The sequence below is a fragment of the Streptomyces sp. PT12 genome (assembly GCF_003311645.1).
GTDB lineage: Bacteria > Actinomycetota > Actinomycetes > Streptomycetales > Streptomycetaceae > Streptomyces.
In genome coordinates this window covers 126468-148148 of record NZ_QEST01000236.1, presented here as the reverse complement: position 1 = coordinate 148148, position 21681 = coordinate 126468, and the positions used below count along the sequence as shown (strand labels likewise).

Below are 21681 nucleotides of genomic sequence, written 5' to 3'. Positions count from 1 at the left end.
TCCGGTATCGGACGGGCCGTCGCCTAGGAGGCGATCGGCCCGCCGAAGATGTCGATGCTGTCGCCCTCGGCGAGGGTCACAATGGCGCGCTTGGTGCTGGCGCGCCTGCCGTAGCCGGTGCGGGTCCGCTTGCGCTTGCCCTGCCGGTTGATGGTGTGGACCGAGGTGACCTTGACCGAGAAGACCGCCTGGACGGCCTGCTTGATCTGGGTCTTGTTGGCGCGCGGGTCGACGATGAACGTGTACTTGTTCTCGTCGAGGAGCGCGTAGCTCTTCTCGGACACCACGGGCTTGATCAGGATGTCGTGGTGGTCCGGGAAGTGCTTGCTCGAGATGTCGGCGGCGGTGAGCGCGTCACTCATCAGGCGTCACTCCCTTCGGGCTTCTTGTCGAGCGCGACGCCGGCGGCCGTCGGGCCCGCCACGAAGCGGTCGAAGGCGGCCTTGGTGAACACCACGTCGTCGGACTCGAGGACGTCGTAGGTGTTGAGCTGGCCCGGGTCGATGAGGTGCACCTGCGGAAGGTTCCGCGCGGAGCGCCACGCCGTCTCGTCGGTGCGCTCGGCGACCAGCAGGAGCTTCTTGCGGTCGCTGATCTTGCCGAGCAGCGTGCGGGCGGCGCGCGTGGAGATCTCGCCGTCCACGACGCCGGTGACCACGTGGATGCGGTCGTGGCGGGCGCGGTCGGTGAGCGCCCCGCGCAGGGCCGCGGCCTTCATCTTCTTGGGGGTCCGCTGCGAGTAGTCGCGCGGCACGGGACCGTGCACGACGCCACCGCCGGTGAACTGCGGGGCGCGCACCGAGCCCTGGCGGGCACGGCCCGTGCCCTTCTGGCGGTACGGCTTCTTGCCGCCGCCGCGGACCTCGCCACGGGTCTTGGTCTTGTGGGTGCCCTGGCGCGCGGCGGCCAGCTGGGCGACGACGACCTGGTGCATCAGCGGAACGCTGACCTTGGCGTCGAAGATCTCCGGCGGCAGCTCGACGGTGCCGGCCTTCTCGCCCGCGGGCGAGAGGATGTCGATGTTCTTCGGGGTACTCATGGCTTAACTCAGGCCCCCTTGGCCGCGGTGCGGACCAGGACGAGGCCGCCGTTGGGGCCGGGGACCGCGCCCTTGATGAGCAGCAGGCCCTTCTCCGCGTCAACGGCGTGGACGGTCAGGTTCTGGGTGGTGACGCGCTCGTTGCCCATGCGGCCGGCCATGCGCAGGCCCTTGAACACGCGGCCCGGGGTGGCGCAGCCGCCGATGGAGCCGGGCGAGCGGTGCTTGCGCTGGGTGCCGTGCGAGGCGCCGAGGCCGCCGAAGCCGTGGCGCTTCATGACGCCTGCGGTGCCCTTGCCCTTGCTGGTGCCGGTCACGTCCACGCGGACGCCGGACTCGAAGACCTCGGCGGTGACTTCCTGGCCGAGCGTGTACTCGGCGGCGTCGCCGGTCCGGATCTCCACCAGGTGGCGGCGGGGGGTGACATCGGCCTTGGCGAAGTGGCCCTTGAGGGGCTTGTTCACCTTGCGGGGGTCGATCTCGCCGAACGCGATCTGGACGGACTCGTAGCCGTCCCTGTCGTTGGTGCGCACCTGGGTGACGACGCAGGGCCCGGCCTTGACGACGGTCACGGGAACGACTCGGTTGTTGTCGTCCCAGACCTGGGTCATGCCGAGCTTCTCGCCCAGGACGCCCTTGATCTGCTTGGTCATCTCTCTTCCGCGCCTCTCAGAGCTTGATCTCGATGTCGACGCCGGCCGGAAGGTCGAGGCGCATCAGCGAGTCAACGGTCTTGGGGGTCGGGTCGAGGATGTCGATCAGACGCTTGTGGGTGCGCATCTCGAAGTGCTCGCGCGAGTCCTTGTACTTGTGCGGCGACTTGATGACGCAGTACACGTTCTTCTCTGTGGGCAGCGGCACCGGGCCCGCGACCGACGCACCCGTGCGGGTCACCGTCTCGACGATCTTCTTCGCCGAGTTGTCGATGACCTCGTGGTCGTAGGCCTTGAGCCTGATGCGGATCTTCTGTCCCGCCATGGCTGCTTCGTAATCCCTGTCTCTTGCGCCCTGGCCCCCGGCGGGCGTCTTCCGAGCCCCGCTCCTGCCGACCCACGCGGTCGGGCGTGTCGCGCTCGCTCCCATGGGTCACCGCTAAAGAACCTCCCGGCCGAGCGGCTGGAGGAGGTTTCCTCTGCGAGGAGTGGGGGGAGAACTTCCACCGGGCGCCTGGTCGATACGTCGCCCACGCTTCCCGGAAGATCCCGGTATTTCCGCCCCTGCCCTGATCAGGGCGTATATGGAGCGACGAATACAGTGGGACTCGCTTCCAGTCCTCCCGGCGGGAGGCGCGCGGCATCGACTCTCAACCGAGCAACCTGGTCAGTGTGCCACAAGGCCCGCCACGCGTGCCAATCGGCCCGGGGCCGAGGGGACGCCCGACCCATCCGTCCATGCCCTGAGGCTGTGGCGTTGGTCACGTCAACGCGCCGGGCGGTGCGCGGCGTTGACGCGCGGGGGCGCTCTCACGCGCTCGGGCTGTGCAGCCGCAGCACCGCGCGTTCGGCCCACTCGGGCGGGCGGCCGAGCAGCGAGACGCCGATCATCACGGCGAACGCCAGCGGGACGGTCCAGGCCGCGGGTTGGGCGAGCAGCACGACGAGCCAGCCGGGGCCGGGGTCCGTGAGCACGGAGGCGAGCGCGGAGCCCGTCGCCGCGCACACCCCGGCCGCGAGCCCCGCGGCCGCGCCCGCGGGGGTGAGGCCGCGCCACCAGATGCCGAGCACGAGCAGCGGGCAGAACGTCGAGGCGGCCACGGCGAACGCCCAGCCCACCGCGACGTTGATGTCCACGCGCTGCGCGGGCAGCGACAGCAGCACGGCGACGAGCGCGCCCGCGGCCACCGCGAGCCGCAGGCGCGGCACGCTGGGGCGGGTCAGGTCGTGCGAGAGCCCGCCGGCGAGCGCCATCAGCAGCCCCGAGGACGTGGAGAGGAACGCCGCGAACGCCCCGGCCGCCACCACCGCGGTGAGCACCGAGCCCCATGTGCCCGGCACGATCTCGCCAGGGAGCACCACCGTCACCGTGTCCGTGTCGCCGCCGTTGACGAGCTCGGGCGTGAACACCCGCCCGAGCAGCCCGTAGACGGCGGGGAAGAGGTAGAAGACGCCGAGCAGCACGATCACGCCGACCGCGACCCTGCGGGCCATCCACGCCGACGCGCTGGTGTGGAAGCGCATGACGACGTGCGGCAGCCCGACCGCGCCCAGGGTGGTGGCGAGCAGCACCGACCAGGTGGCGAGCAGGGGTTGGCCCGAGCTCTCCAGGTCGAGCAGCGGGCGGCTCCAGTCGGAGACGTCCATGCGCAGCGCCTCGGTGCGCGCCCCGTCCCCGGCGTGGGCGACGAGGAAGACCGCGGGGACGGCGATGAACAGCAGCTTCACCACGTAGTGGAAGCCCTGCACATAGGTGGCCGAACGCATGCCGCCCGCGGCGATCGACGCGGTGACCACGGCGCCCGCGAGCACGACGCCGACCCAGTAGGGCGTGCCGCTGACCAGGTGGAGCACGACGCCCGCGCCCTTGAACTGCGGCACGAGATAGAGCCACATGATGACCAGCACGATGACGGCGCACAGCTTGCGGATGCGCTCGGAGCCGAGGCGGTAGTCGGCGAAGTCGGGGACGGTGTACGCGCCGGAGCGGCGCATCGGACCGGCGACCAGGGCGGCGACGGCGACATAGCCCGCGGTGAAGCCGACGGCGTACCACAGCGTGCCGATGCCGTTCTTGAGCATGAGCCCGGCGAGGCCGAGGACGGAGGCGGCGGAGACGTACTCGCCCGCGATGGCCATGGCGTTCCAGCCGGGCGAGACGCGGCGGGAGGCGACCAGGAAGTCGGGGGTGGTCGAACGGGTGGCGCGGACGCCGTAGACGCCGATCGCCATGCTCGCGGCGAAGAGCAGGCCGATCGCAAGCAGCGCCGTCATCGTCCTGATCTATCGGGTCGTCCTGATCTATCGGGTCCTTGCGGTCTCTCGAGTCGCTGCGGTCTCTCGAGTCGCTGCGGTCTCTCGCGGCGTCCCGGTCGCTCGATCCGCTCGGCGCCGCGGACGTGGAACACGGCGATGACCAGCAGGAGGGGGTAGCTCGCGGCCATCAGCAGGAGCCAGGAGACGGGGATGCCAAGGACGCTGACGCGGCCGAGCCCCGCGGCGGCGCCGAGCAGCCCGCTCAGGCCGAAGAGCAGCAGCCCGAGCAGGCACAGCGTGCGCGCGGTGAGCCGCCGCTGGCGGTGGAACACCGCGCGGGCGCGGGCGAGTTCGCCCTCGTCGGGCGAGCCGGGGACGGGCTGGGGCAGCAGGTGCTGGGCGGGCCTGTGGCCGCGCGAGAGGGCGATCCTGGTCTGCGGGCTCGTGACCCTGACCCGGCGCGGGCCACTCATGCGCGCTCCCCCTGCCTCATGGTGTCTCCCGGGTCATCTCGTCTCGTCCCGCACCGCGGCGAGCAGGCGCTCCTTGAGCGCGCGGGCGTGGCGCCTGCTGACCGGGACGTCGCCCGCCGGGGTCGAGGCGAGCAGCCCCGACGAGCTGGTGACGCGCAGGTCGCGGACCCAGCGGATGGCGACGAGGTAGCCGCGGTGGGCGCGCACGAAGCCCGCGGGGGCCCAGACCTCCTCCAGGTAGCTGAGGGAGAGCCGGATGAGGTGGGACTCGTCGGCGGTGTGCAGCCTGACGTAGTCGCCGTGCGCCTCGGCGAACTGGATGTCGTCGCGGTGCACGAAGAGCGTGTGCCGCCCGCTCTCGATCTGGACGACGGACAGCTCGTCCGCGGGCGGCGGCCCGGCGCTCGGGCGGTGCTGCGCGCCGGCGCGCGAGACGGCTTCCGCCAGGCGCTCGTGGCGTATGGGCTTGAGCAGGTAGTCGGTGGCGCCGATGCCGAACGCCTCGACCGCGTGGTGTTCGGACGCGGTGACGAACACGATGGCGGGCGGCGTGGAGAGCATGCTCAGCACGCGGGCGACGGCCATGCCGTCGAGCCCTGGCATGGAGATGTCGAGGAACACCGCGTCGAACGTCTCGGTGCCGAGCAGCCGCATGGCCTCCTCGCCGCCGTCCGCCTCGGCGACCGCGTGGATCTCGGGGAAGGCGGCCAGCATGTCGGCCAGCTCCTCCCTGGTGGACGCCTCGTCCTCCACGACGAGCGCGCGCAGCGCCTGTCCGGTCAATTCGCGACCACCCCCCGCATGAAGCGCGGCACCCGGATGACGACCTTGGTGCCGCCGCCGGGGGCCGTCTCGATGACCAGCCCGTACTCGGGGCCGTACACGGTCCGCAGCCGCTGGTCGACGTTGGCGAGGCCGACGCTCGCGCGGCCCGTGTCGGGCGAGAGAACCGGGCGGCCGCCCGAGCCCGCGAGGATGGCCTGGGCGAACTCCGGCTCCATGCCGACCCCGTCGTCCTCGATCTCGATCACGCACAGCGGGCCCTCGCCGAAGCCCGAGACGCTGATCGAGCCGGGGCCCGGCTTGGGTTCGAGGCCGTGTCGTACGGCATTCTCCACGATCGGCTGGATGACGAGGAAGGGGATGGCGACCGGAAGGATCTCGGGGGCCATGCGCACCGAGAGCTCCATACGGTCGTCGAAGCGGGCGCGTTGCAGCTCCAAGTAGGTCTGGATCGCCTGGAGTTCGTCGGCGACGGTGGCGTAGTCGCCCTGGACGGAGAAGCTGTAGCGCAGATAGTCGGCGAAGTCGTTGAGCAGCGTGCGGGCGCGGGCGGGGTCGGTGCGGATGCGGGCGCCGATGACGGAGAGCGCGTTGTGCAGGAAGTGCGGGGAGATCTGGGCGCGCAGCGTCCGCAGCTCGGCCTGGGCGATGCGGCCCCTGGCCCGGCGCAGCGCGGCGTGGTCGAGCGAGCGGGACACCAGCGTGCCGAGGGCGGCGAGCTCGGCCTCGGCGCCCTCGCGGACGGCGAGCGCGCCCGACAGCTCGCCCGCGACGATCAGCGGGACGGCGGACCAGGGCGGGCGGTGGGCGGGGGTGCCGTTCTCATAGGTCTGGGCGAGGAGCGCGGCCAGCTCGTCGGGGTCGGGGTCGGGGCCCGCGACGGCGACGGTCCCGTCGAGCCCTGCGAGCACCACGGCCTCGGCGGCCAGCAGCCGACGCAGCCGCCGGGCGGCCGCGGGCGCGCCCCGGCCGCCGAGGCCGTCGCGCAGGTCGGTGTCTATGTCCTGGACCACGGTGAGCACGCGCATGGTCAGGCCCTCGTCGGGCCGCCGTCGGCGCATCCGGTCCAGCATGGCCGCACGCTAGCCGAGTGCGGGCGAAGGGAGTAGGCCCCTGACAAGGGGCGCTTCCCGTGGGGGCGCTCACTCGCCCCCACGCGCGGCGCCCTCGCCCTCGTGCCCGGCGCCCTCGGCGCCCTCGCCCGCGGCCCCGGCGCCCTCGCCCTCGGCCTTCTTCCGCCTCTGGTACTCCTCGACCTCGGCGAGCGGCGGGTGGATCTGCATCGGGCCATAGGGGTCCCTATCGGTGGGGCGCGGGGTCTCGGGACCGTCGGGGCCGATGCGCATCAGGCGTTCGACGCGGATGATGCTGAAGCGCCGCCCCAGCACGTCGAGCGCGTCGCTCGGCGGCCCCTTCCGGTAGGTCTCGGCCGCGCGGGCGTAGGCTTCGGCGTCCTCGGGGGAGACCCCTTGCTCCAGCTTGGGCAGGAACTCCGAGAGGTAGTTGTAGAGCGTGGTGCGCGCCTCGTGCGGCGTGGACTGGGGCCCCGCCATCGGCTCCCAGGCGTTGGCCTTGCGCTCGGCGAAGGTGAACGTCGCGGGCAGCAGCACGACGCCGGGGTGGGTGGTGAGCGCGCGGCGCGAGTCCTCGCGGACGTCCTCGGGGATGCGCGTCGCCTCGTAGTGCAGCGACAGCAGCTCCATGCGCTGAAGGCTCTCCATGATCCCGGTGGGCCTGGCGTGGTCGATGACAAAGCCCTTGGTGCGGCTGACCGTCTCGCGGCGGCTGCGGTCCCCGATGTCGCGCGAGGGGTCGTCGGGGTCGGTGGGGCGCGGGCCTTCGAGCCCGTCGTCGCCGATGCGGGCGAACTCGTCGCCGCGCACGACGCGGTACCTGACGTCGCCGACCCACAGCTCGTCCAGCGGCTCGGTCTCCAGCCGGGCGACGGCGGCCAGCAGTTGCTCGCGGTAGGGGTCGCCTGGGCGGGTCTCGTCCCTGGCCTTGAACCACAGGTACGAGTTCAGCCCGTCGCGCGAGTGCTGCGCGAAGCCGTCCACGACGTCGCTCAGCAGACGCCACGCGGGCCCGTCATCGGGTCGCTGCTCGGCGAATCCGAAGACGGGCCCACGGACGATCACATGGGGGTAACGTTCCGCGGCGCGCATGGCGTCCTGCTCGACGACCTCGGAGACCGGATCGTCCCGGTGTGTCACGCGGAAGGTGAGATGACGCGGTGGGCTCTTGGGGTGATCCTCCATGCGCTCAGTGTGAGGGCAAACCCGCGGCGCGGTCAGTCGATTACACAAAGTCCCCCCGAGGGAGGGGCTAACTTGCCCCCATGTTCACGTCCTCCCGCCGGTGTTCTCCCTGCCGCGGGGCCGTCTCGGCCGTTTCCCCGTGGCTGATCCTCGGGAGCCAGGAGAGCGCGTGCGGCAGGTACCAGCTGCGCTCACCCAGCAGCGACATCAGGGCCGGGAGCAGCACCATCCGCACCAGGGTGGCGTCGACCAGGACGGCGACGGCGAGGCCGATGCCCATCTGCTGCATGTCCTGCATCCGCAGCAGGGCGAAGACGGCGAAGACCGCGATCATGATCGCCGCCGCCCCGATCACGGGCCCGGCCGTGGCGCGTATGCCATCGGTGATGGCGTCGCGGTTGGCGAGCCCGCGGTCGTGCGCCTCGCGGATCCGGGAGACGACGAAGACGTGGTAGTCCATGGAGAGCCCGAAGAGGATCACCAGGACGAACAGCGGCATCCACGCCTCGATCGAGCCCGCGGGCTCCATGCCGAGCAGGTCGGCGCCCCAGCCGTGCTGGAAGACCGCGGTCATCGCGCCGAACGCCGCGCCCACCGAGAGCAGGTTGAGCAGGATCGAGGCCAACGCGATCGGGAGCGATCGGAAGCTCAGCAGCATCAGTACGAAGGTGATCGCGGCGACATACAGCAGGACCGGGAAGAGGTCCTGGCCGAGCTGGTCGTTGAAGTCCTCCGAGTTCGCCAGGTCACCGCCCACATACGCCTCGGCGGCCACCGGCTCCAGCGTCTCGGGCACCACCGTGCCGCGCAGCGTCGCGAGGGCGTCGCGCGAGGCGTCGTCGGAGCCCGACCCGGCCAGCGGGACGTCGATGACGGCGACGTTCTCCTCCTCGTGCACCGTCACCTCAACGGCCTCGCCGAACTGCCCCGCGTCGACGAGCCGTTGCTCGAACGCGGTGAGCGCGTCGGCGAACCCGGGCGCGGTGACGTCGTCGGCGCGCACCACGACCTCGGCGGGCGCGGGCCCGCCTGGGAAGCTCTCGCTGATCTCGGAGTACGCCACGCTCAGCTCCGCCTCGGAGCCGAACTGCTTCTCCAGGCCCAGGAGTTCGGTCTTCATGCCCAGCGCGGGCGCGCACAGCACGAGCAGCACCACGCCCGAGACGCCCGCGGCGGCCTTGGGCCGCGCGAGCACCAGCCGGATGAGCGCCCCCACGACCCTGCCGCGGGGGCGCGCCTGGCCGCCGCCCCCGCGCGAGCGCCGGTGGAGCAGCGGAACGCGCCCGGCCTCGACGCGGTCGCCGAGCCACGAGAGCGTGGCGGGCAGCACGGTGACCGAGCCGACCATGGCCAGCAGCACCACCAGGATGGTGGCCACCGCGAAGCCGTGGAAGAGCATGAGACCCGAGAGGAACATCCCGGACATCGCCAGCATCACGGTGACGCCGGAGATCAGCACGGCGCGGCCGCTGGTGCTCGCCGCGATCCGCAGCGCCGTCCCGGCGTCCCGCCCCGCGGCGCGCTCGTCCCGTTCCCTGCGCAGATAGAAGAGGCAGTAGTCGACGCCGACCGCGAGGCCGACCAGGAACATCACGGAGCTGGTCGACTCGAAGATCGGCACCTGGTGGGAGGCGAGCGCCAGCAGGCCGAACGTGCCCGCGCAGGCCGTCAGCGCGAGGAAGACGGGCAACAGGGCGGCGGCCAGCGCGCCGAAGACCACGAGCAGGATGCCGAGGGCCAGCGGAACGGCCGTGAACTCCGCCGTCCTCAGGTCCTCCGACAGCATGTCGGCCAGCGCGGCATCGGCGCTCGCCCTGCCGAACTGGTGGATCTCCAGGTCGTCATGGGCCTCGGCGACCTCGGCGACGACCTCGATCACGGGCTCGACCCGGTCGCCCGCGGTGGCCGGGTCGCCGTCCATCGCGAAGCCGATCAGGCCCTCGTGCCCGCTCTCGGAGCGCAGCGGCTCCTGAACGCCGAGCACCTCGCCCGTCGCCTCGATCCCCGCGACCAGCTCATCGGCGGCGGCCACCCAGCCGTCGGGCTCGGCGCTGCGGATGAGCACCTGCTCGGCGGCCGGGCTGACGAGGTCCGTGTCCTCCAGGATCTCGTCGGCGCGGCCCGAGTCGCCCGCGCCCCGCTCGGAGTCCGTCATCTCCCTGGCCCCGGTCGCCCCGCCCACCACGGCCGCGACCACGACGAGGAGTAACCACCCGGCGATGGCCGCCCTGCGGTGCCGTGTGCTCCAGCCACCCAGCCGGGCGGCGATCCCTTTCGGTATGTCCTTCACATCACGTGTCATGCACTCGACGTTAGAAAGGGGAAGGGCCGCGCCCCAGCCGTTGGGCCCCCCACACGGAGAGTGTCAACAGGTCTACCCCCGGGGGGCGTTGGGCCACCCACATCGGGGCGCCAGCACCCTTGACAGAATCTGTACCAGACGCCACCATCCGCTGCGGCCGCCGCGCATCGGCCCGCGGGGGCCCGGACTCAGTATCCGACGGTGAAGCGCCGCCCGGTGTGGCGGCCCTCCTCGATCTCGTCCACGACCGCCACAGCGAAGTCCTCCATGGAGATGCGGCTGACCCCCGCGTCGTCGGCGACCGGCTCGTCATAGGCCGTGCGGTATTCCCCGGTCCGCTCCCCCGGCGCCACATCGGCGGCGGGCGAGACGGTCGTCCACCGCAACTCCCCCGCCCCGGCCCGCAGATAGGCCAGCGCGTCGCCGTGCGCGCGCATGACGCGCCGCGCCTCGTCAGGGACGCCGGGCGCGTCCCACAGCGGGCGCCCCCGCCTGGTGCGCAACGAGCCCGCGCCGCCCACCGTGATCAGCCGCGGCGCCTTGGGACCCAGCGCGTGCAGCCCGGCCACCAGCGCCTGCGCCGCGGGCCGCAACACCGCCTGCGCCCCCGCGCCGTCCCGCCCGCCCACCGCGCTCACCACCACGTCACGCCCCTCGGCCACCGCGCTCACACAGGCCGGGTCGAGCACGTCGCCGCGCGCCACGTCCAGCCGCTCGTGCTCGTCGGGGACGGACGCGGGCTCGCGCACCACCGCGGTGACCCGGTGGCCTCGGTCGAGCGCCTCGCGGAGCACCCGGTGGCCGATGGCGCCGTTCGCCCCGAAGATCGCGATGGTGGCCATGGCCGCCTCCCTGGGCTCGCCGCGCTTCTCCCCCAGGTCCGGGGCCTGGGGGGTACCCCCACACAGCCTGCCACCGGCCCATCCCCCGCGCACGGCGAGGCGGGCACGCGGGTCAACGGGCCCGCGCGACGCGCCCCACCGTGATTCAGGTGGTGGTCGCCGTGGCGGCGGGGCTGCCGCTGCTGGTCGACGCCGCAGGCATCCCCTCGACGGCCGCCCGTGTCGGCATCGTCCTGGCCGGGGCCTCCGGAGTCACGCGCGTGATGGCGCTGCCGATGGTGCAGGGCTTGCTGCGGCACGCGGGCCTGACGACGGACGAGCCAAACGACCCGCTGCGCTCCCGCATGCTGCGGTGCGCCCGCTGGTGCGCCGTGACCGCACGGCGGTGACGGCGCACGTCTTCCGCATGTGGATCATATGGAACGGTGACGAGGACGACGAGCAGCCCGGCGACGACGACCCCACTCCGCCCTGGCATGGTGTGGACTGGCACGTCCACGGCATTGCGTGGACAGCGCGGGACCACCCGCCGGGCCAGTCGGTCACTGCGTATCTGACCGGGCAGCCCACCGACCGGATTTTCGCCGCGGGCGAGGTCGACGCTGCCTTGGAGTGGCTGCGGGAGCAGTTGGAAGCGCAACCGTTCCCCGCGCAGGTGGCCGCCTACTACGGCGGTGACCCCGTCACGCCGAGGCTGGAGTTCGCTGCATCAAGGCTTCGGCAGCCCGGTGACGTGACGTTCGGATACACCAGCAGCCACAAAGCGTTCGCAGGACGGCAGTTGGTGCTGTGCCCTCGCCCCGGCGTGCCCTGCCCCGGACGACGCAGCCGGTAGCCCGCAGCACAACGGCCCTCCGTCACCGCAGGGTGATGGTGGGGCCGCTCGCTGTTCCCGCCCGCCAAGCGGCGGGTACCGTCCATGTGTCACCCCAAGGACGGCAACGACCGGAGCACCACTATGCCATCACCGCCAGTGCCAGCCATAGAGGGCGTCGGATCGAGGATCGAGGAAATCAGGCTCCTGCGCGGCTACTCGCTCCGCGAGCTGGGCGCCCGAGCGCACGTCTCGGCGGCGCAGATCTCCCGTATCGAGAAGGGCAAGCGCTACGCCTCCCCGTCGATCGTGGCGGCGATCGCCCGCGCCCTCAGCGTCAACGTGTCCGTTCTGCACGGCCAGCCGTACATCCACATGATCCAGCAGGACCAACTCGACGGCCTGCTCTCGCCGATCGCCAGCGCGCTGGACGACTGGGACATCGCCCCCGACGAGGACGACCCGCCACCCCGACCACTGTCGGTCCTCGAAGCGGAAGTGCGCGCACTCGACGACAAGCGCGAGGCAGGCCAGCAGTTCGAGCTCGCCGAGGCACTGCCCGCGCTCATCAGCGAGGTCAACCACGCGACGTTGCTCCACGACCGACCAGGCCGGGACCGTGAGCGCGCGTACTGGCTCCAGGCCGAGCTCGGCCGCACCACCTACGTGGCGACCCGCCGACTCGGCTTCGTCGATCTGGCCCGGCATGCCCTCGGTCGCATGTCGGCCGCAGCCCCCCACTCCGGGGACCCTCGGCAGGTCGCGATCGAGCGATGGGACCGGGCCCGGCTCCTGGGGGACGGTGCCCGGCACGACAAGGGATACCGGCTGGTCCGGCAGGCGTTGCGCGACCTGGACGACGATAGGACCACTGCGACGCGGGCCGTGCGTGGGGCGCTGTACCTCGAGGCGTCAGTCCTCGCCCGCCGCGCCGGGGCAGCCGGAGCGGTGCCCGACCTCCTCGGTGCCGCCGGGGAACTCGCGGAGCAGACCGGCGAGTTGGACGACTACGGGCTCGTCTTCGGCCCCGCGAACGTGTCCATCCACACGATGTCGGTGGCCGCCGATCAGGAGGAGCACGGCGAGGCGCTGAGGGTGGCCGAGGCGCTCCGGCTCCCGGACGACTACCCGAAGGCTCGGGCGGCGTCGTACTGGGCGTCGCGGGCCCGCGCCGAGGCATGGACGGCACGCCCCGAAGCGGCACTGCGGTCGCTGGTGACGGCCCGCGAGGTGGCGTCGCAGCAAACGCGTTATCACCCAGGGGTGCACGAGACGGTGGGCACGCTGCTGCGCGCTCGCCGCGCGCCGTCGGATGAGTTGAGGGAGTACGCGGCCTGGTGCGGCGTGTAATGCATCCATGACGGTATGTCAATAGAGGTGCTGTTGCCAGCGCGGTAACACCACGTCTGTTGCGTGCGGGCACGCTGTGACTGTCAGCACCAAGACGGTCACTGGAGCCGAACCATGACGTCTACACCCCGCACACCCCCACCCGAGCCCGCGCCGCCGCCGTTGTCCGACGACCCACCGATCACGGTGATTGTTGGGCGGGACTGCCCGCCCGCGATGCCGCTTGTTCTGTGTCTCGGCTGTCGCGGCCGCGTTCCGTCGCTCGCCGGGCACATGTGGGCGGGCGGTGGGTCGTGGGCGGGCGGTGCGCGTCGTGCCGAACGAACTGCTCGCCCGGCTCGCGGTGTTGGGGGAGCGGCCCGTGTTGGCCGCGCCGATCGGGCGGCTGCTGGCCGCCATCGCCCGCACGAAGAACCGCACGCTCGACGCGGACGAGATGCACGCGGCGCACGACGAGGCCCGCGCCATCGTGGTGCAGCTGCGCGGGCTCGCCGCCCGCAGTGAGCTGCACCCACTGCCGGGGGAGGCGCAGCATAACAGCCCCTCCGTCACCGCAGGGTGATGGAGGGGCTGTTCGCTGTTCCCGCCCATCGGGGCGGGGGTACCGTTTGGATTGTCGACGCCAAACGGAACAACGGGAGTCAGTATGCCCGAGACCACTGACAAGCACATCGGCGACCACCTGAAGGAACTTCGCAAGCGGCGCGGCATGTCGCAACGAGACCTCGCCCACGCCTCTGGTGTTTCGCTCTCAACCATCCGGAAACTGGAGCAAGGCGAGCAGGACGGCACCCGGATGGAGACCGCGCGTAAGCTCGGTGCCGCGCTGCGTGTGCCGACTTCCCGCCTGCTGGGCGGCGGCGAGACGCCAGCACCGGCCGCCCGGCCCGATGAAGCGTGGCTGCGGGTTCAACGGGCAGTTGAGCGCCCACCCGGGCTGACCGAAATGCCGGAGCCCACTGTGCCGGGTATCGAGCGGGAGTTGAGCGCCGCGCGCGCCTCCTACTTCGCCGACGACTTCGCAACGCTCGCTGAGCAGTTGCCGCCTCTTCTTCGTGACGCGGACGCGCTAGGTGACACTTCGGACGCCCGCGACGTGCGGGCTCGGGTGCTCGGCTTCACGGGGTCCGTACTCACGCAGGTCCGGCACTGGGACGCTGCCGACACCGCGCTGGAACGTGCCCTTGACGAGGCGCCGGACGCAACGACGGCGGCAGGGATCGTCAACACGCGCTGCTGGCTCCTGCTCCGGCGCGGGCATCTCACAGAGGCTCGGGAGCTGGCCACTCGGTGGGCGGACGACGTAGAGCCACGTCGTGTCTCCCGGGCGACGCCCGATGACCTGGCGGCGTGGGGGTTCCTCCTGTTGAAGGTGGCGGCGGCGAGTACCCGGGACAACCGTCCTGGCGAGGCCGCGACCGCGCTGAAGATGGCGCAGGGGGCAGCTGTGATGACCGGCAGGGATCTTCCCTACGGTCGCCGCATGAACCGCTGGAGCCCGACAGTTGTGGCGCACAAGCGCGTTGAAAACTTCGTCATCACGGACCAGCCAGACCGTGGTCTGGCGCTCGCGGAACAGACGGCTGCGGTCGTCCCTCGCCGTCGGCTTCCTTCGGACGGCAACGCGAACCGGCATCTGCTCGATGTGGCCCATGCGCATGCCCAGCTGCGGAGCTACGGTGAGGCCATGGAGACGCTGTTGGAGGTCAACGCGCGCGCGCCGTCGTGGTTGGCCAATCAGCAGTACGCCAAGGACATCCTGGGCAAGATCGTGGCCAAGCGAAGGACGTTGACACCAGAGATGCGGCGGCTCGCCGATGCGATCGGCCTGCCTATGTAGCTCCCATATAGCTACCACCTGGTACTTCGCCGTGACAGATAGTCAAACTACCATTGAGGCTGCGCGAGGGCAGGCATAGGTTCGGCACACCGGACGGTCAGTGATCGACACGTCACAGGAGCCGAACCATGACGTCTACACCCCGCACACCCCCACCCGAGCCCGCGCCGCCGCCGTTGTCCGACGACCCACCGATCACGGTGATTGTTGGGCGGGACTGCCCGCCCGCGATGCCGCTTGTTCTGTGTCTCGGCTGCCCGGAGCGGGTGCGCGACCGCGCCGCCCGCGTGGGTTCGGGCGGTGGGTCGTGACGGAGCGCTGTGCGTCGTGCGGGACGACGATGCCGCCGCTGGTCGTGGTGGCGGTGCACCATGCCGGGTCGGGTGGCGGATGGACGCACCGCGCGTGCCGGGGTTGTCTGGCGCGCGAGCGGCTGATCCCGTTCACCTTCCACCCGCTGCGCCACGACGGGGCACGGCTGCCCTATCCGGAGATCGTTCCGGGTGAACTGGTGGCCACGCTCGCGCCGTTGGGCGAGTCGCCCGTGCTCGCGGCCCCGGTCGGGCGGCTGCTGGCCGCCGTGGCCCGCACGAAGGACCGCACGCTCGACGCCGACCAGCGGCACGCCGCCCACGACGCCGCCCGCGCCACCGTCGCACACCTGCGGGAAGCCGCCCGACGGGCGAACCACGCCACCCGGAAGGCGCGGTGAACGGCGCGATCGATCTCTATCTCCGCGATCCTGACCGGGGCAACGACCAGCCCGTCAACGGCCGCTGCTGGCTGGGCTGCGACCCCGAGACCCTTCAGCCCGTGGTCTGGATCGGACCCGTCTCCATCGCAGGGCCGAACGGGATCGCGACCGCGCCCGCCTACGCCTGCCCCCGCTGCGTGCGCCGCCTCTACGCCATGGCGCGCGCCGACGAGAGCGAGCGCGACCGCCCGCCGCATCTGGCCGAGCAGCCGCACCACCGCCCCTGACCCCTGCTGTCACCCGTGAGGCCGCCCCACCGGGGAAGGTACGCGGCCCGGGTGACAGCAGGCCCAAGCCCGCCCGGCCCACGACCGGGCGGACATCCCGGAGCCGCTTCCTCCTCTGCGCGCCCCGGGGCACCCGCCCGCCCCGGCCTGGTCACGACCGGGGCGGGCGGCCAGTCCTTGTCCATCACGATGACCTTCCGGAGTCCGTCATCTTCTGGCCGTTCCTCTTCTGGCCCCCGACCCGGCCCCACCCCTCGCACATCTCCCGGCCCACCCGCTGGCGACGCCGCCTGCGGCGGCGGATGTCCGCGGCCAGCGGCGTGCGACATGTCGAGGTCACCACGGCATCGGTCCTCACCGGGGATGTACTCACCATCGGCGACCAGTACTTCAAGGTCATGACGCGCACCCGGGTCCACGGCGGGATGAAACTGGGGCTCACCTCGGGTGCCCTGTTCGTCATGTCTCACCGCACCACCCTCACCGTCTGGCGCGCCAACCCACCCGGCCTACGACCCCGCACCTTCTGGGAGACAGCCCTCCGCCCACCCCCGCCCACCCGGGCGGAGATCATCGCCCAGGTCGTCGTCGGCTGCGCCCTCGTCATCGTCATCGCCCTGGCGGTGATGACGCGATGAACCCCACCGGAATGGTCGCGATCGAGATCACCGCGGCCACGGTCAGGGTCGGTGACCAGTTGGTCGTCGGGGGACGGCCTTACACCGTGTGCGACATGAGCGCGCTGGCAGGCGGGGGCAAGCTGCTGCACTTCCACGGGGGAGAGTCGTTCCACATGGGCTGCTTCACGGTGCTGTGGGCCAGCCGCCACATCTCCCAGCTGCCGGGGTTCATCGCGCCGCGCGCCAGACGTTACGCGGAGACGCGACGCCAGCGCGCTACCAACCCGCTGAGCGCCGGGGCGAGCGGCCACCCCTGATCCCCCTGTCGTCGTCTGTGAGGTCGCGTCCCGGGGAGGGGTGCGGCCCGGACGGCGGCAGGGGCTCCACCCTGCCCGGGACGGCTGGTCCCGGGCGGCCCGCCCACGGCGCGGCGCTCGATCCCTGCGAGCGCCCCCGGGGCACCCCAACAACACTGAACGAGGAAAGGAGTCTCATGGGGGAAGCGATGCCGGGATCGACCGTTCCGAGGCGGCAACTCGGGCGGCATCTGCGGGAGTTGCGCACCGATGCGCGGCTCACGCTCAGGCTGGCGGCGAGGAAGCTGGAATGGTCCGAGGCGAAGATGTGGCGGATCGAATCCGGGCTCACCTCGATGCGCAGCCATGACGTTCAGACCATGTGCGGGATCTACGGCGCGCCGGAGGAGACCACCAAGGCGCTGGTGGGCCTGGCGAGAGAGAGCAAGGCCCGGGGCTGGTGGCACGCCTTCGGAGACACGATTCCCGAGGGGTTCGACGTCTTCAGCAGCCTGGAGGGCGCCGCCTCCCAGATGTCGATCTATCGCGGGGACGTGGTGCCCGGACTGCTCCAGACCGAGGAGTACGCACGCGCCATCATCCGGGCGGCCCATTCCGACGCGGACGAGGAGGAGATCCAGCGCCGGGTGCGCCTGAGGATGGCGCGGCAGCGCCTGGTCACCCGGGTGACCGCCCCACCGTGGCTGCGGGTGGTGCTGGACGAGGCGCTACTGCACCGTCCGATCGGCGCGGGCACCGTGATGGCAAGGCAGCTGCGCCACCTGGCCGAGGTCTCCACGCGGGACAACGTGGCAATCCGGGTGATCCCGACAAAGGCAGGGGCCCACCGGGGCCTGCTCTCACGGTCGTTCACCATCCTGCGGTTCCCGCAGGGTGGCGACGGCAAGGAGACCGAGCCACCCACCGTCTACGCCGACGGGGACACGGGCGACCTCTATCTCGACCGGCCGCACGAGATCGCCCAGTACGACGCGGCGTTCACCGACATGTGGGACACGTCGCTGAGCGAGGAGGCGTCCAGGAGCCTCCTCACGGAACTGGCAGAGACCCACGAACAGGGCTGACGCAACGGGAGCGGCATGGACCAACTCCTCGCGCCCCGAAGCCAACGGACAGTGTGTCGAGGTGGCCCGCATGACCGATGTGGTCGCGACGCGGGACAGCACGTTCGGGGAGGACGGCCTCCCGGTTCAGGGCGGGTGCCGTGTGCCGCAGCCCGCGACCTACATCAACCGCGCTTCCCCATCGAGCGAATCGGACCCTCCACATGAGAACGCGTAGCGATTCACGATGAGCGGTTCCCCAGGCGAGGTTGGCACAACGGGTCCGAATGGTGTGCGGCAGGGGCACCCGGACAGCAAGGGGCCCGGGGCCCTGAGAGGGGAAGCTCAGGACCCCGGGCGGGGAGCCGGGCGGGGATTCCCGGCGGTGGGCGGCTGAGGGGGGGAGAGCCGCCCAGGGGGTGGTCCGCTCAGCGGGGGGTCGGCCCGGTGGCCGGTCGGCTCAGTGGGTGGTCGCCCGCTCGGCCCCGGCACCGGTCAGCGCCCTGACCTGGAGCTTGGCGAAACGCTTCGGATCGCTTTCGTTCGACGTCAGGGTCCCGATGATCGCGAAGAGCAGCCCGACGGGGATGGAGACAAGCCCCGGGTTCTCCAGCGGGAACCAGGAGAAGTCCACGCTCTCCGGGAAGAGCGACAGGTTGTTCCCCGCCGCGTCCACGCCCTTGCCCGACACCACGGGCGAGAAGAACACCAGGCCGACCGAGCTGATCAGGCCCGCATAGATGCCCCACACCGCGCCCCTGGTGTTGAACCGCTTCCAGAAGAGGCTCAGCAGGATCGTCGGCAGGTTGGCCGACGCGGCGATCGCGAACGCGAGCGCCACCAGGAAGGCCACATTGAGGTCCTGCGCGAAGACCGCCAGCACGATGGAGATCGCGCCCACCCCGATCGCCGCGAACCGCGCCACCCGCACCTCCTCCTGCTCGCTCGCCTGCCCCTTGCGGAGCACGCTGTTGTAGAAGTCGTGCGCCAGCGAGGACGACGAGGCGATGGTCAGACCCGCGACCGTCGACAGGATCGTCGCGAACGCCACCGCCGCGATGAACGCCAGCATCACCGCGCCCCAGAAGTCGCCGCCGAAGTGGTCGCCGACCGCCTGCGCCAGCTGCGGCGCCGCGGTGTTGCCCGCGGTGTTCTGCTCCGTGATCGCCTCGTGCCCGACCACCGCCGCCGCGCCAAAGCCCAGGATCAGGGTCAGCAGGTAGAAGGTGCCGATGATGCCGATGGCCCAGTTGACCGACTTCCGCGCGGTCTTGGAGTCGGGGACCGTGTAGAAGCGGATCAGGATGTGCGGCAGGCCCGCGGTGCCGAGCACCAGCGCCAGGCCGAGGCTGATGAGGTCCAGCTTGTTGACCATCGTCTGCCAGGCGTCGCCCGCCACTTCGACGCCATAGCGCTGCCCCGGTTCGAGGAACGCGTCACCCGCGGCGCTCGATGCCGCCGCGTCGTTCATGAGCGAGCCGAAGTTGAAGTCGTACATCGACAGGACGAGCAGGCTGACCAGCAGTGCGCCGCCCATCAGCATCACGGCCTTGATGATCTGCACCCACGTGGTGCCGGTCATGCCGCCGAACGACACATAGGTGACCATCAGGATACCGACGACCACGATGCCGACGATCTTGGCGACATCCGCGCTCATCCCGAGGTAGGTCTCGCCCTCCTCGATGCCGAGCAGCAGCGCCACCAGCGCGCCCGCGCCCACCATCTGGGCCAGCAGGTAGAAGATCGACACCGTCAGCGTGGAGACCGAGGCCGCGGTGCGCACCGGGCGTTGCCTCATCCGGTACGAGACGACGTCCGCCATGGTGAAACGGCCGGAGTTCCGCAGGAGTTCGGCGACCAGCAGCAGGGCCACCAGCCAGGCGACCAGAAACCCGATCGAGTACAGGAAGCCGTCATAGCCGAACAGCGCGATCGTTCCCGCGATGCCGAGGAACGACGCGGCCGACATGTAGTCGCCGCCGATCGCGAAGCCGTTCTGGATGCCGGTGAAGCCGCGCCCGCCCGAGTGGAAGTCGGTGGCCGACTTGGTCTGCCTGCTGGCCCACACGGTCACCCCGAGGGTGATGGCGATGAGGACCGCGAACAGGATGACCGTGATCAGCCGCTCCTGGTTCGTGGCGTCCTGAGCGATGACGTTCATGCGTCCTCCCCCTTACGGGCGCCGGGGACGGCGGCCCCGCCCTCGAGTTCCTCGCGCAGCTCGTCGGCCAGCGGGTCGAAGCGGCGGTTGGCGTAGCGGGAGTAGAGGACCGCGATGCCGAACGTCGTCACGAACTGCGCCAGGCCGAAGAAGAGCGCGATGTTGGCGCTGCCCACGACCTGGGTGGACATCACGCCGCCCGCGTAGGCGGACATCAGCACATACAGCAGGTACCAGGCGAGGAAGGCGATGCTCGCCGGCACCACGAACCGCAGCAGCCGCGAGCGCAGCTCCTTGAAGCGCGGGTCGTCGTGCAGCAGGACCGAGCGGGCCTCCACCTCGCTCTCGGAGGGTGGATTCCCCCCTCCGCCCTGCGGCGGGGGATCGCTGCCTTCCGGCACGGAGTGCGTCGTCGTCATCACCGGCTCCTGGTCGAGGGGAGTGCTCCGGGAAATGTAAGGAGCGTCACACCGGAAGGACACCGGGCGCCCGGCACCGCGCGCCGAGCGGTCGTAATGAGCGCCGAGCGGACGACAAGGGGACGCTCGACCGAGGGGCCCGCACGCGACGAGGCCCCGTTCCGCGACGTATCACGGAACGGGGCCTCGTACGACCCTCTGGGTCAGCTCACTTGACGATCTTGGTGACCTGACCGGCGCCCACGGTGCGGCCACCCTCGCGGATGGCGAACTTCAGGCCCTCCTCCATGGCGACGGGCTGGATCAGCTCGACGCGCATGTCGGTGTTGTCGCCGGGCATGACCATCTCGGTGCCGTCGGGCAGGTGCACGACACCGGTCACGTCCGTCGTCCTGAAGTAGAACTGCGGGCGGTAGTTGTTGAAGAACGGGGTGTGACGGCCACCCTCGTCCTTCGACAGGATGTACGCGGTCGCCTCGAACTCGGTGTGCGGGGTGACCGAGCCCGGCTTGATGACGACCTGGCCGCGCTCGACGTCCTCGCGCTTGATGCCGCGGAGCAGCAGACCGACGTTCTCACCGGCGCGGCCCTCGTCGAGCAGCTTCCTGAACATCTCGATGCCGGTCACCGTGGTGGTGGCCTTCTGCTCCTTGATGCCGATGATGTCGACGGTCTCGTTGACCTTGAGGATGCCGCGCTCGATACGGCCGGTCACGACGGTGCCGCGGCCGGTGATCGTGAAGACGTCCTCGATCGGCATCAGGAACGGCTTGTCGACGTCGCGCTCCGGCTGCGGGATGGACTCGTCCACGGCCGCCATCAGCTCGAGAACGGTCTTGGCCCACTCCGGGTCGCCCTCGAGCGCCTTGAGCGCCGAGACCTTGACGACGGGCACGTCGTCGCCCGGGAACTCGTACTCCGTGAGCAGCTCACGGACCTCGAGCTCGACGAGCTCCATGATCTCCTCGTCGTCCACCATGTCGGCCTTGTTCAGGGCGACGACGATGTACGGAACGCCGACCTGGCGGGCCAGGAGCACGTGCTCCTTGGTCTGCGGCATCGGGCCGTCGGTGGCGGCGACCACGAGGATGGCGCCGTCCATCTGGGCGGCACCGGTGATCATGTTCTTGATGTAGTCCGCGTGGCCCGGGCAGTCGACGTGGGCGTAGTGACGGCTCTCCGTCTGGTACTCGACGTGCGCGATGGAGATGGTGATACCGCGCTGGCGCTCCTCGGGCGCCTTGTCGATGTTCTCGAACGCGAACGTCTCATTCAGGTCCGGGTATGCGTCGTGCAGCACCTTGGTGATCGCCGCGGTGAGCGTCGTCTTGCCGTGGTCGATGTGACCGATGGTGCCGATGTTGACGTGCGGCTTAGTCCGCTCGAACTTCGCCTTCGCCACTGGGGTCCTCCTGTGGACTGGTGCTGTACGCCCCCCGCACCTTGCGGAAGGTTTCAGATGGTCGACCGAACCGGTCAGGACCCCGAGGGGATGCCCTTGACCGCTTCGCTGAAGGGCCGGACACC

Annotated in this window: 24 protein-coding genes and 1 pseudogene; 11 read left to right on the top strand and 14 right to left on the bottom strand. The window is 71.0% G+C overall.

Annotated elements, in window-relative coordinates; all coding sequences use genetic code 11:
• Nucleotides 1–23: 23 nt before the first annotated feature.
• The 11 genes from rplW to DEH69_RS26090 all read right to left on the bottom strand — a co-directional run bounded on the left by rplW (nucleotide 24) and on the right by DEH69_RS26090 (nucleotide 10606).
• On the bottom strand, nucleotides 24–362 hold the full coding sequence (gene rplW, locus DEH69_RS26140; protein WP_113689449.1) for a 50S ribosomal protein L23: 339 nt from the start codon (nucleotides 360–362) through the stop codon (nucleotides 24–26).
• On the bottom strand, nucleotides 362–1039 hold the full coding sequence (gene rplD, locus DEH69_RS26135) for a 50S ribosomal protein L4 (protein ID WP_113689448.1): 678 nt from the start codon (nucleotides 1037–1039) through the stop codon (nucleotides 362–364). Before rplD ends, rplW begins: the two co-directional genes overlap by 1 nt.
• 8 nt (nucleotides 1040–1047) lie before the next feature.
• Nucleotides 1048–1692: a 50S ribosomal protein L3 gene (gene rplC / locus DEH69_RS26130; RefSeq protein ID WP_113689447.1), complete on the bottom strand. Its 645-nt coding sequence runs from the start codon at nucleotides 1690–1692 to the stop codon at nucleotides 1048–1050.
• 16 nt (nucleotides 1693–1708) lie between these two features.
• Nucleotides 1709–2017, bottom strand: coding sequence for a 30S ribosomal protein S10 (gene rpsJ / locus DEH69_RS26125; RefSeq protein ID WP_016473429.1), 309 nt, complete (start codon nucleotides 2015–2017; stop codon nucleotides 1709–1711).
• Nucleotides 2018–2502: 485 nt separating this feature from the next.
• Nucleotides 2503–3966, bottom strand: coding sequence for a cation acetate symporter (locus tag DEH69_RS26120; RefSeq protein ID WP_113689446.1), 1464 nt, complete (start codon nucleotides 3964–3966; stop codon nucleotides 2503–2505).
• Nucleotides 3963–4421 (bottom strand): hypothetical protein, encoded by a 459-nt coding sequence (locus DEH69_RS26115; protein ID WP_113689445.1) that lies wholly within the window; start codon nucleotides 4419–4421, stop codon nucleotides 3963–3965. The genes DEH69_RS26120 and DEH69_RS26115 overlap by 4 nt, the downstream gene beginning before the upstream one ends.
• Nucleotides 4422–4454: 33 nt before the next feature.
• On the bottom strand, nucleotides 4455–5204 hold the full coding sequence (locus DEH69_RS26110) for a LytTR family DNA-binding domain-containing protein (protein ID WP_113689444.1): 750 nt from the start codon (nucleotides 5202–5204) through the stop codon (nucleotides 4455–4457).
• Nucleotides 5201–6277 carry a sensor histidine kinase gene (locus DEH69_RS26105; RefSeq protein ID WP_258534965.1) on the bottom strand — a complete coding sequence of 359 codons (1077 nt, stop codon included), beginning with the start codon at nucleotides 6275–6277 and terminating at the stop codon, nucleotides 5201–5203. Before DEH69_RS26105 ends, DEH69_RS26110 begins: the two co-directional genes overlap by 4 nt.
• Before the next feature lie 69 nt (nucleotides 6278–6346).
• A complete protein-coding gene (locus DEH69_RS26100; RefSeq protein ID WP_220131342.1) occupies nucleotides 6347–7462 on the bottom strand; it encodes a DUF5954 family protein in 1116 nt (371 codons plus the stop codon).
• A 67-nt stretch (nucleotides 7463–7529) separates the two neighbouring features.
• Nucleotides 7530–9764 carry an MMPL family transporter gene (locus tag DEH69_RS26095; protein WP_113689443.1) on the bottom strand — a complete coding sequence of 745 codons (2235 nt, stop codon included), beginning with the start codon at nucleotides 9762–9764 and terminating at the stop codon, nucleotides 7530–7532.
• 188 nt (nucleotides 9765–9952) lie between these two features.
• Nucleotides 9953–10606 carry an NAD(P)-dependent oxidoreductase gene (locus tag DEH69_RS26090; RefSeq protein WP_113689442.1) on the bottom strand — a complete coding sequence of 218 codons (654 nt, stop codon included), beginning with the start codon at nucleotides 10604–10606 and terminating at the stop codon, nucleotides 9953–9955.
• Nucleotides 10607–10755: 149 nt separating this feature from the next.
• On the opposite strand from DEH69_RS26090, the gene DEH69_RS26085 reads away from it, so the two are divergent.
• The 11 genes and pseudogenes from DEH69_RS26085 to DEH69_RS33715 form a co-directional block, all read left to right on the top strand.
• Complete coding sequence (locus DEH69_RS26085) at nucleotides 10756–10995, top strand: hypothetical protein (protein ID WP_309302906.1); 240 nt, start codon at nucleotides 10756–10758, stop codon at nucleotides 10993–10995.
• Nucleotides 10992–11441, top strand: a complete 450-nt coding sequence (locus tag DEH69_RS26080) for a hypothetical protein (protein WP_147255862.1) — start codon at nucleotides 10992–10994, stop codon at nucleotides 11439–11441. The genes DEH69_RS26085 and DEH69_RS26080 overlap by 4 nt, the downstream gene beginning before the upstream one ends.
• Nucleotides 11442–11579: 138 nt before the next feature.
• Nucleotides 11580–12770, top strand: a complete 1191-nt coding sequence (locus tag DEH69_RS26075; protein ID WP_258534964.1) for a helix-turn-helix domain-containing protein — start codon at nucleotides 11580–11582, stop codon at nucleotides 12768–12770.
• A gap of 313 nt (nucleotides 12771–13083) precedes the next feature.
• A complete protein-coding gene (locus tag DEH69_RS26070; RefSeq protein WP_147255860.1) occupies nucleotides 13084–13332 on the top strand; it encodes a hypothetical protein in 249 nt (82 codons plus the stop codon).
• 84 nt (nucleotides 13333–13416) lie between these two features.
• Nucleotides 13417–14610: a helix-turn-helix domain-containing protein gene (locus tag DEH69_RS26065; RefSeq protein WP_113689438.1), complete on the top strand. Its 1194-nt coding sequence runs from the start codon at nucleotides 13417–13419 to the stop codon at nucleotides 14608–14610.
• A gap of 307 nt (nucleotides 14611–14917) precedes the next feature.
• On the top strand, nucleotides 14918–15322 hold the full coding sequence (locus DEH69_RS26060; RefSeq protein ID WP_147255858.1) for a hypothetical protein: 405 nt from the start codon (nucleotides 14918–14920) through the stop codon (nucleotides 15320–15322).
• Nucleotides 15319–15591 carry a hypothetical protein gene (locus DEH69_RS26055; RefSeq protein ID WP_113689436.1) on the top strand — a complete coding sequence of 91 codons (273 nt, stop codon included), beginning with the start codon at nucleotides 15319–15321 and terminating at the stop codon, nucleotides 15589–15591. The genes DEH69_RS26060 and DEH69_RS26055 overlap by 4 nt, the downstream gene beginning before the upstream one ends.
• A 302-nt stretch (nucleotides 15592–15893) precedes the next feature.
• Nucleotides 15894–16229, top strand: a complete 336-nt coding sequence (locus tag DEH69_RS26050) for a hypothetical protein (RefSeq protein WP_113689435.1) — start codon at nucleotides 15894–15896, stop codon at nucleotides 16227–16229.
• Entirely contained in the window at nucleotides 16226–16528 is a 303-nt protein-coding gene (locus DEH69_RS26045; RefSeq protein ID WP_147255857.1) for a hypothetical protein, read from the top strand. The genes DEH69_RS26050 and DEH69_RS26045 overlap by 4 nt, the downstream gene beginning before the upstream one ends.
• A 176-nt stretch (nucleotides 16529–16704) precedes the next feature.
• A complete protein-coding gene (locus DEH69_RS26040; protein ID WP_113689433.1) occupies nucleotides 16705–17592 on the top strand; it encodes a helix-turn-helix transcriptional regulator in 888 nt (295 codons plus the stop codon).
• Nucleotides 17593–17614: 22 nt separating this feature from the next.
• Nucleotides 17615–17809, top strand: a pseudogene (locus tag DEH69_RS33715) (DUF397 domain-containing protein); the annotation flags it as partial.
• Between the two features lie 222 nt (nucleotides 17810–18031).
• On the opposite strand, the gene DEH69_RS26030 reads toward DEH69_RS33715, so the two are convergent.
• The 3 genes from DEH69_RS26030 to tuf form a co-directional block, all read right to left on the bottom strand.
• A complete protein-coding gene (locus DEH69_RS26030; RefSeq protein ID WP_113689432.1) occupies nucleotides 18032–19735 on the bottom strand; it encodes a cation acetate symporter in 1704 nt (567 codons plus the stop codon).
• Nucleotides 19732–20154, bottom strand: a complete 423-nt coding sequence (locus tag DEH69_RS26025; protein WP_113689431.1) for a DUF485 domain-containing protein — start codon at nucleotides 20152–20154, stop codon at nucleotides 19732–19734. Before DEH69_RS26025 ends, DEH69_RS26030 begins: the two co-directional genes overlap by 4 nt.
• Nucleotides 20155–20362: 208 nt before the next feature.
• Nucleotides 20363–21556 (bottom strand): elongation factor Tu, encoded by a 1194-nt coding sequence (tuf, locus tag DEH69_RS26020; RefSeq protein WP_113689430.1) that lies wholly within the window; start codon nucleotides 21554–21556, stop codon nucleotides 20363–20365.
• Nucleotides 21557–21681: the final 125 nt, after the last annotated feature.

Coding starts and splice junctions, on each gene's coding strand:
- rplW (WP_113689449.1), bottom strand. CDS start 362: ATGAGTGACGCGCTCACCGCCGCCGACATCTCGAGCAAGCACTTCCCG.
- rplD (WP_113689448.1), bottom strand. CDS start 1,039: ATGAGTACCCCGAAGAACATCGACATCCTCTCGCCCGCGGGCGAGAAG.
- rplC (WP_113689447.1), bottom strand. CDS start 1,692: ATGACCAAGCAGATCAAGGGCGTCCTGGGCGAGAAGCTCGGCATGACC.
- rpsJ (WP_016473429.1), bottom strand. CDS start 2,017: ATGGCGGGACAGAAGATCCGCATCAGGCTCAAGGCCTACGACCACGAG.
- DEH69_RS26120 (WP_113689446.1), bottom strand. CDS start 3,966: ATGACGGCGCTGCTTGCGATCGGCCTGCTCTTCGCCGCGAGCATGGCG.
- DEH69_RS26115 (WP_113689445.1), bottom strand. CDS start 4,421: ATGAGTGGCCCGCGCCGGGTCAGGGTCACGAGCCCGCAGACCAGGATC.
- DEH69_RS26105 (WP_258534965.1), bottom strand. CDS start 6,277: ATGCTGGACCGGATGCGCCGACGGCGGCCCGACGAGGGCCTGACCATG.
- DEH69_RS26100 (WP_220131342.1), bottom strand. CDS start 7,462: ATGGAGGATCACCCCAAGAGCCCACCGCGTCATCTCACCTTCCGCGTG.
- DEH69_RS26095 (WP_113689443.1), bottom strand. CDS start 9,764: ATGACACGTGATGTGAAGGACATACCGAAAGGGATCGCCGCCCGGCTG.
- DEH69_RS26090 (WP_113689442.1), bottom strand. CDS start 10,606: ATGGCCACCATCGCGATCTTCGGGGCGAACGGCGCCATCGGCCACCGG.
- DEH69_RS26065 (WP_113689438.1), top strand. CDS start 13,417: ATGCCCGAGACCACTGACAAGCACATCGGCGACCACCTGAAGGAACTT.
- DEH69_RS26050 (WP_113689435.1), top strand. CDS start 15,894: ATGTCCGCGGCCAGCGGCGTGCGACATGTCGAGGTCACCACGGCATCG.
- DEH69_RS26045 (WP_147255857.1), top strand. CDS start 16,226: ATGAACCCCACCGGAATGGTCGCGATCGAGATCACCGCGGCCACGGTC.
- DEH69_RS26040 (WP_113689433.1), top strand. CDS start 16,705: ATGGGGGAAGCGATGCCGGGATCGACCGTTCCGAGGCGGCAACTCGGG.
- DEH69_RS26030 (WP_113689432.1), bottom strand. CDS start 19,735: ATGAACGTCATCGCTCAGGACGCCACGAACCAGGAGCGGCTGATCACG.
- DEH69_RS26025 (WP_113689431.1), bottom strand. CDS start 20,154: ATGACGACGACGCACTCCGTGCCGGAAGGCAGCGATCCCCCGCCGCAG.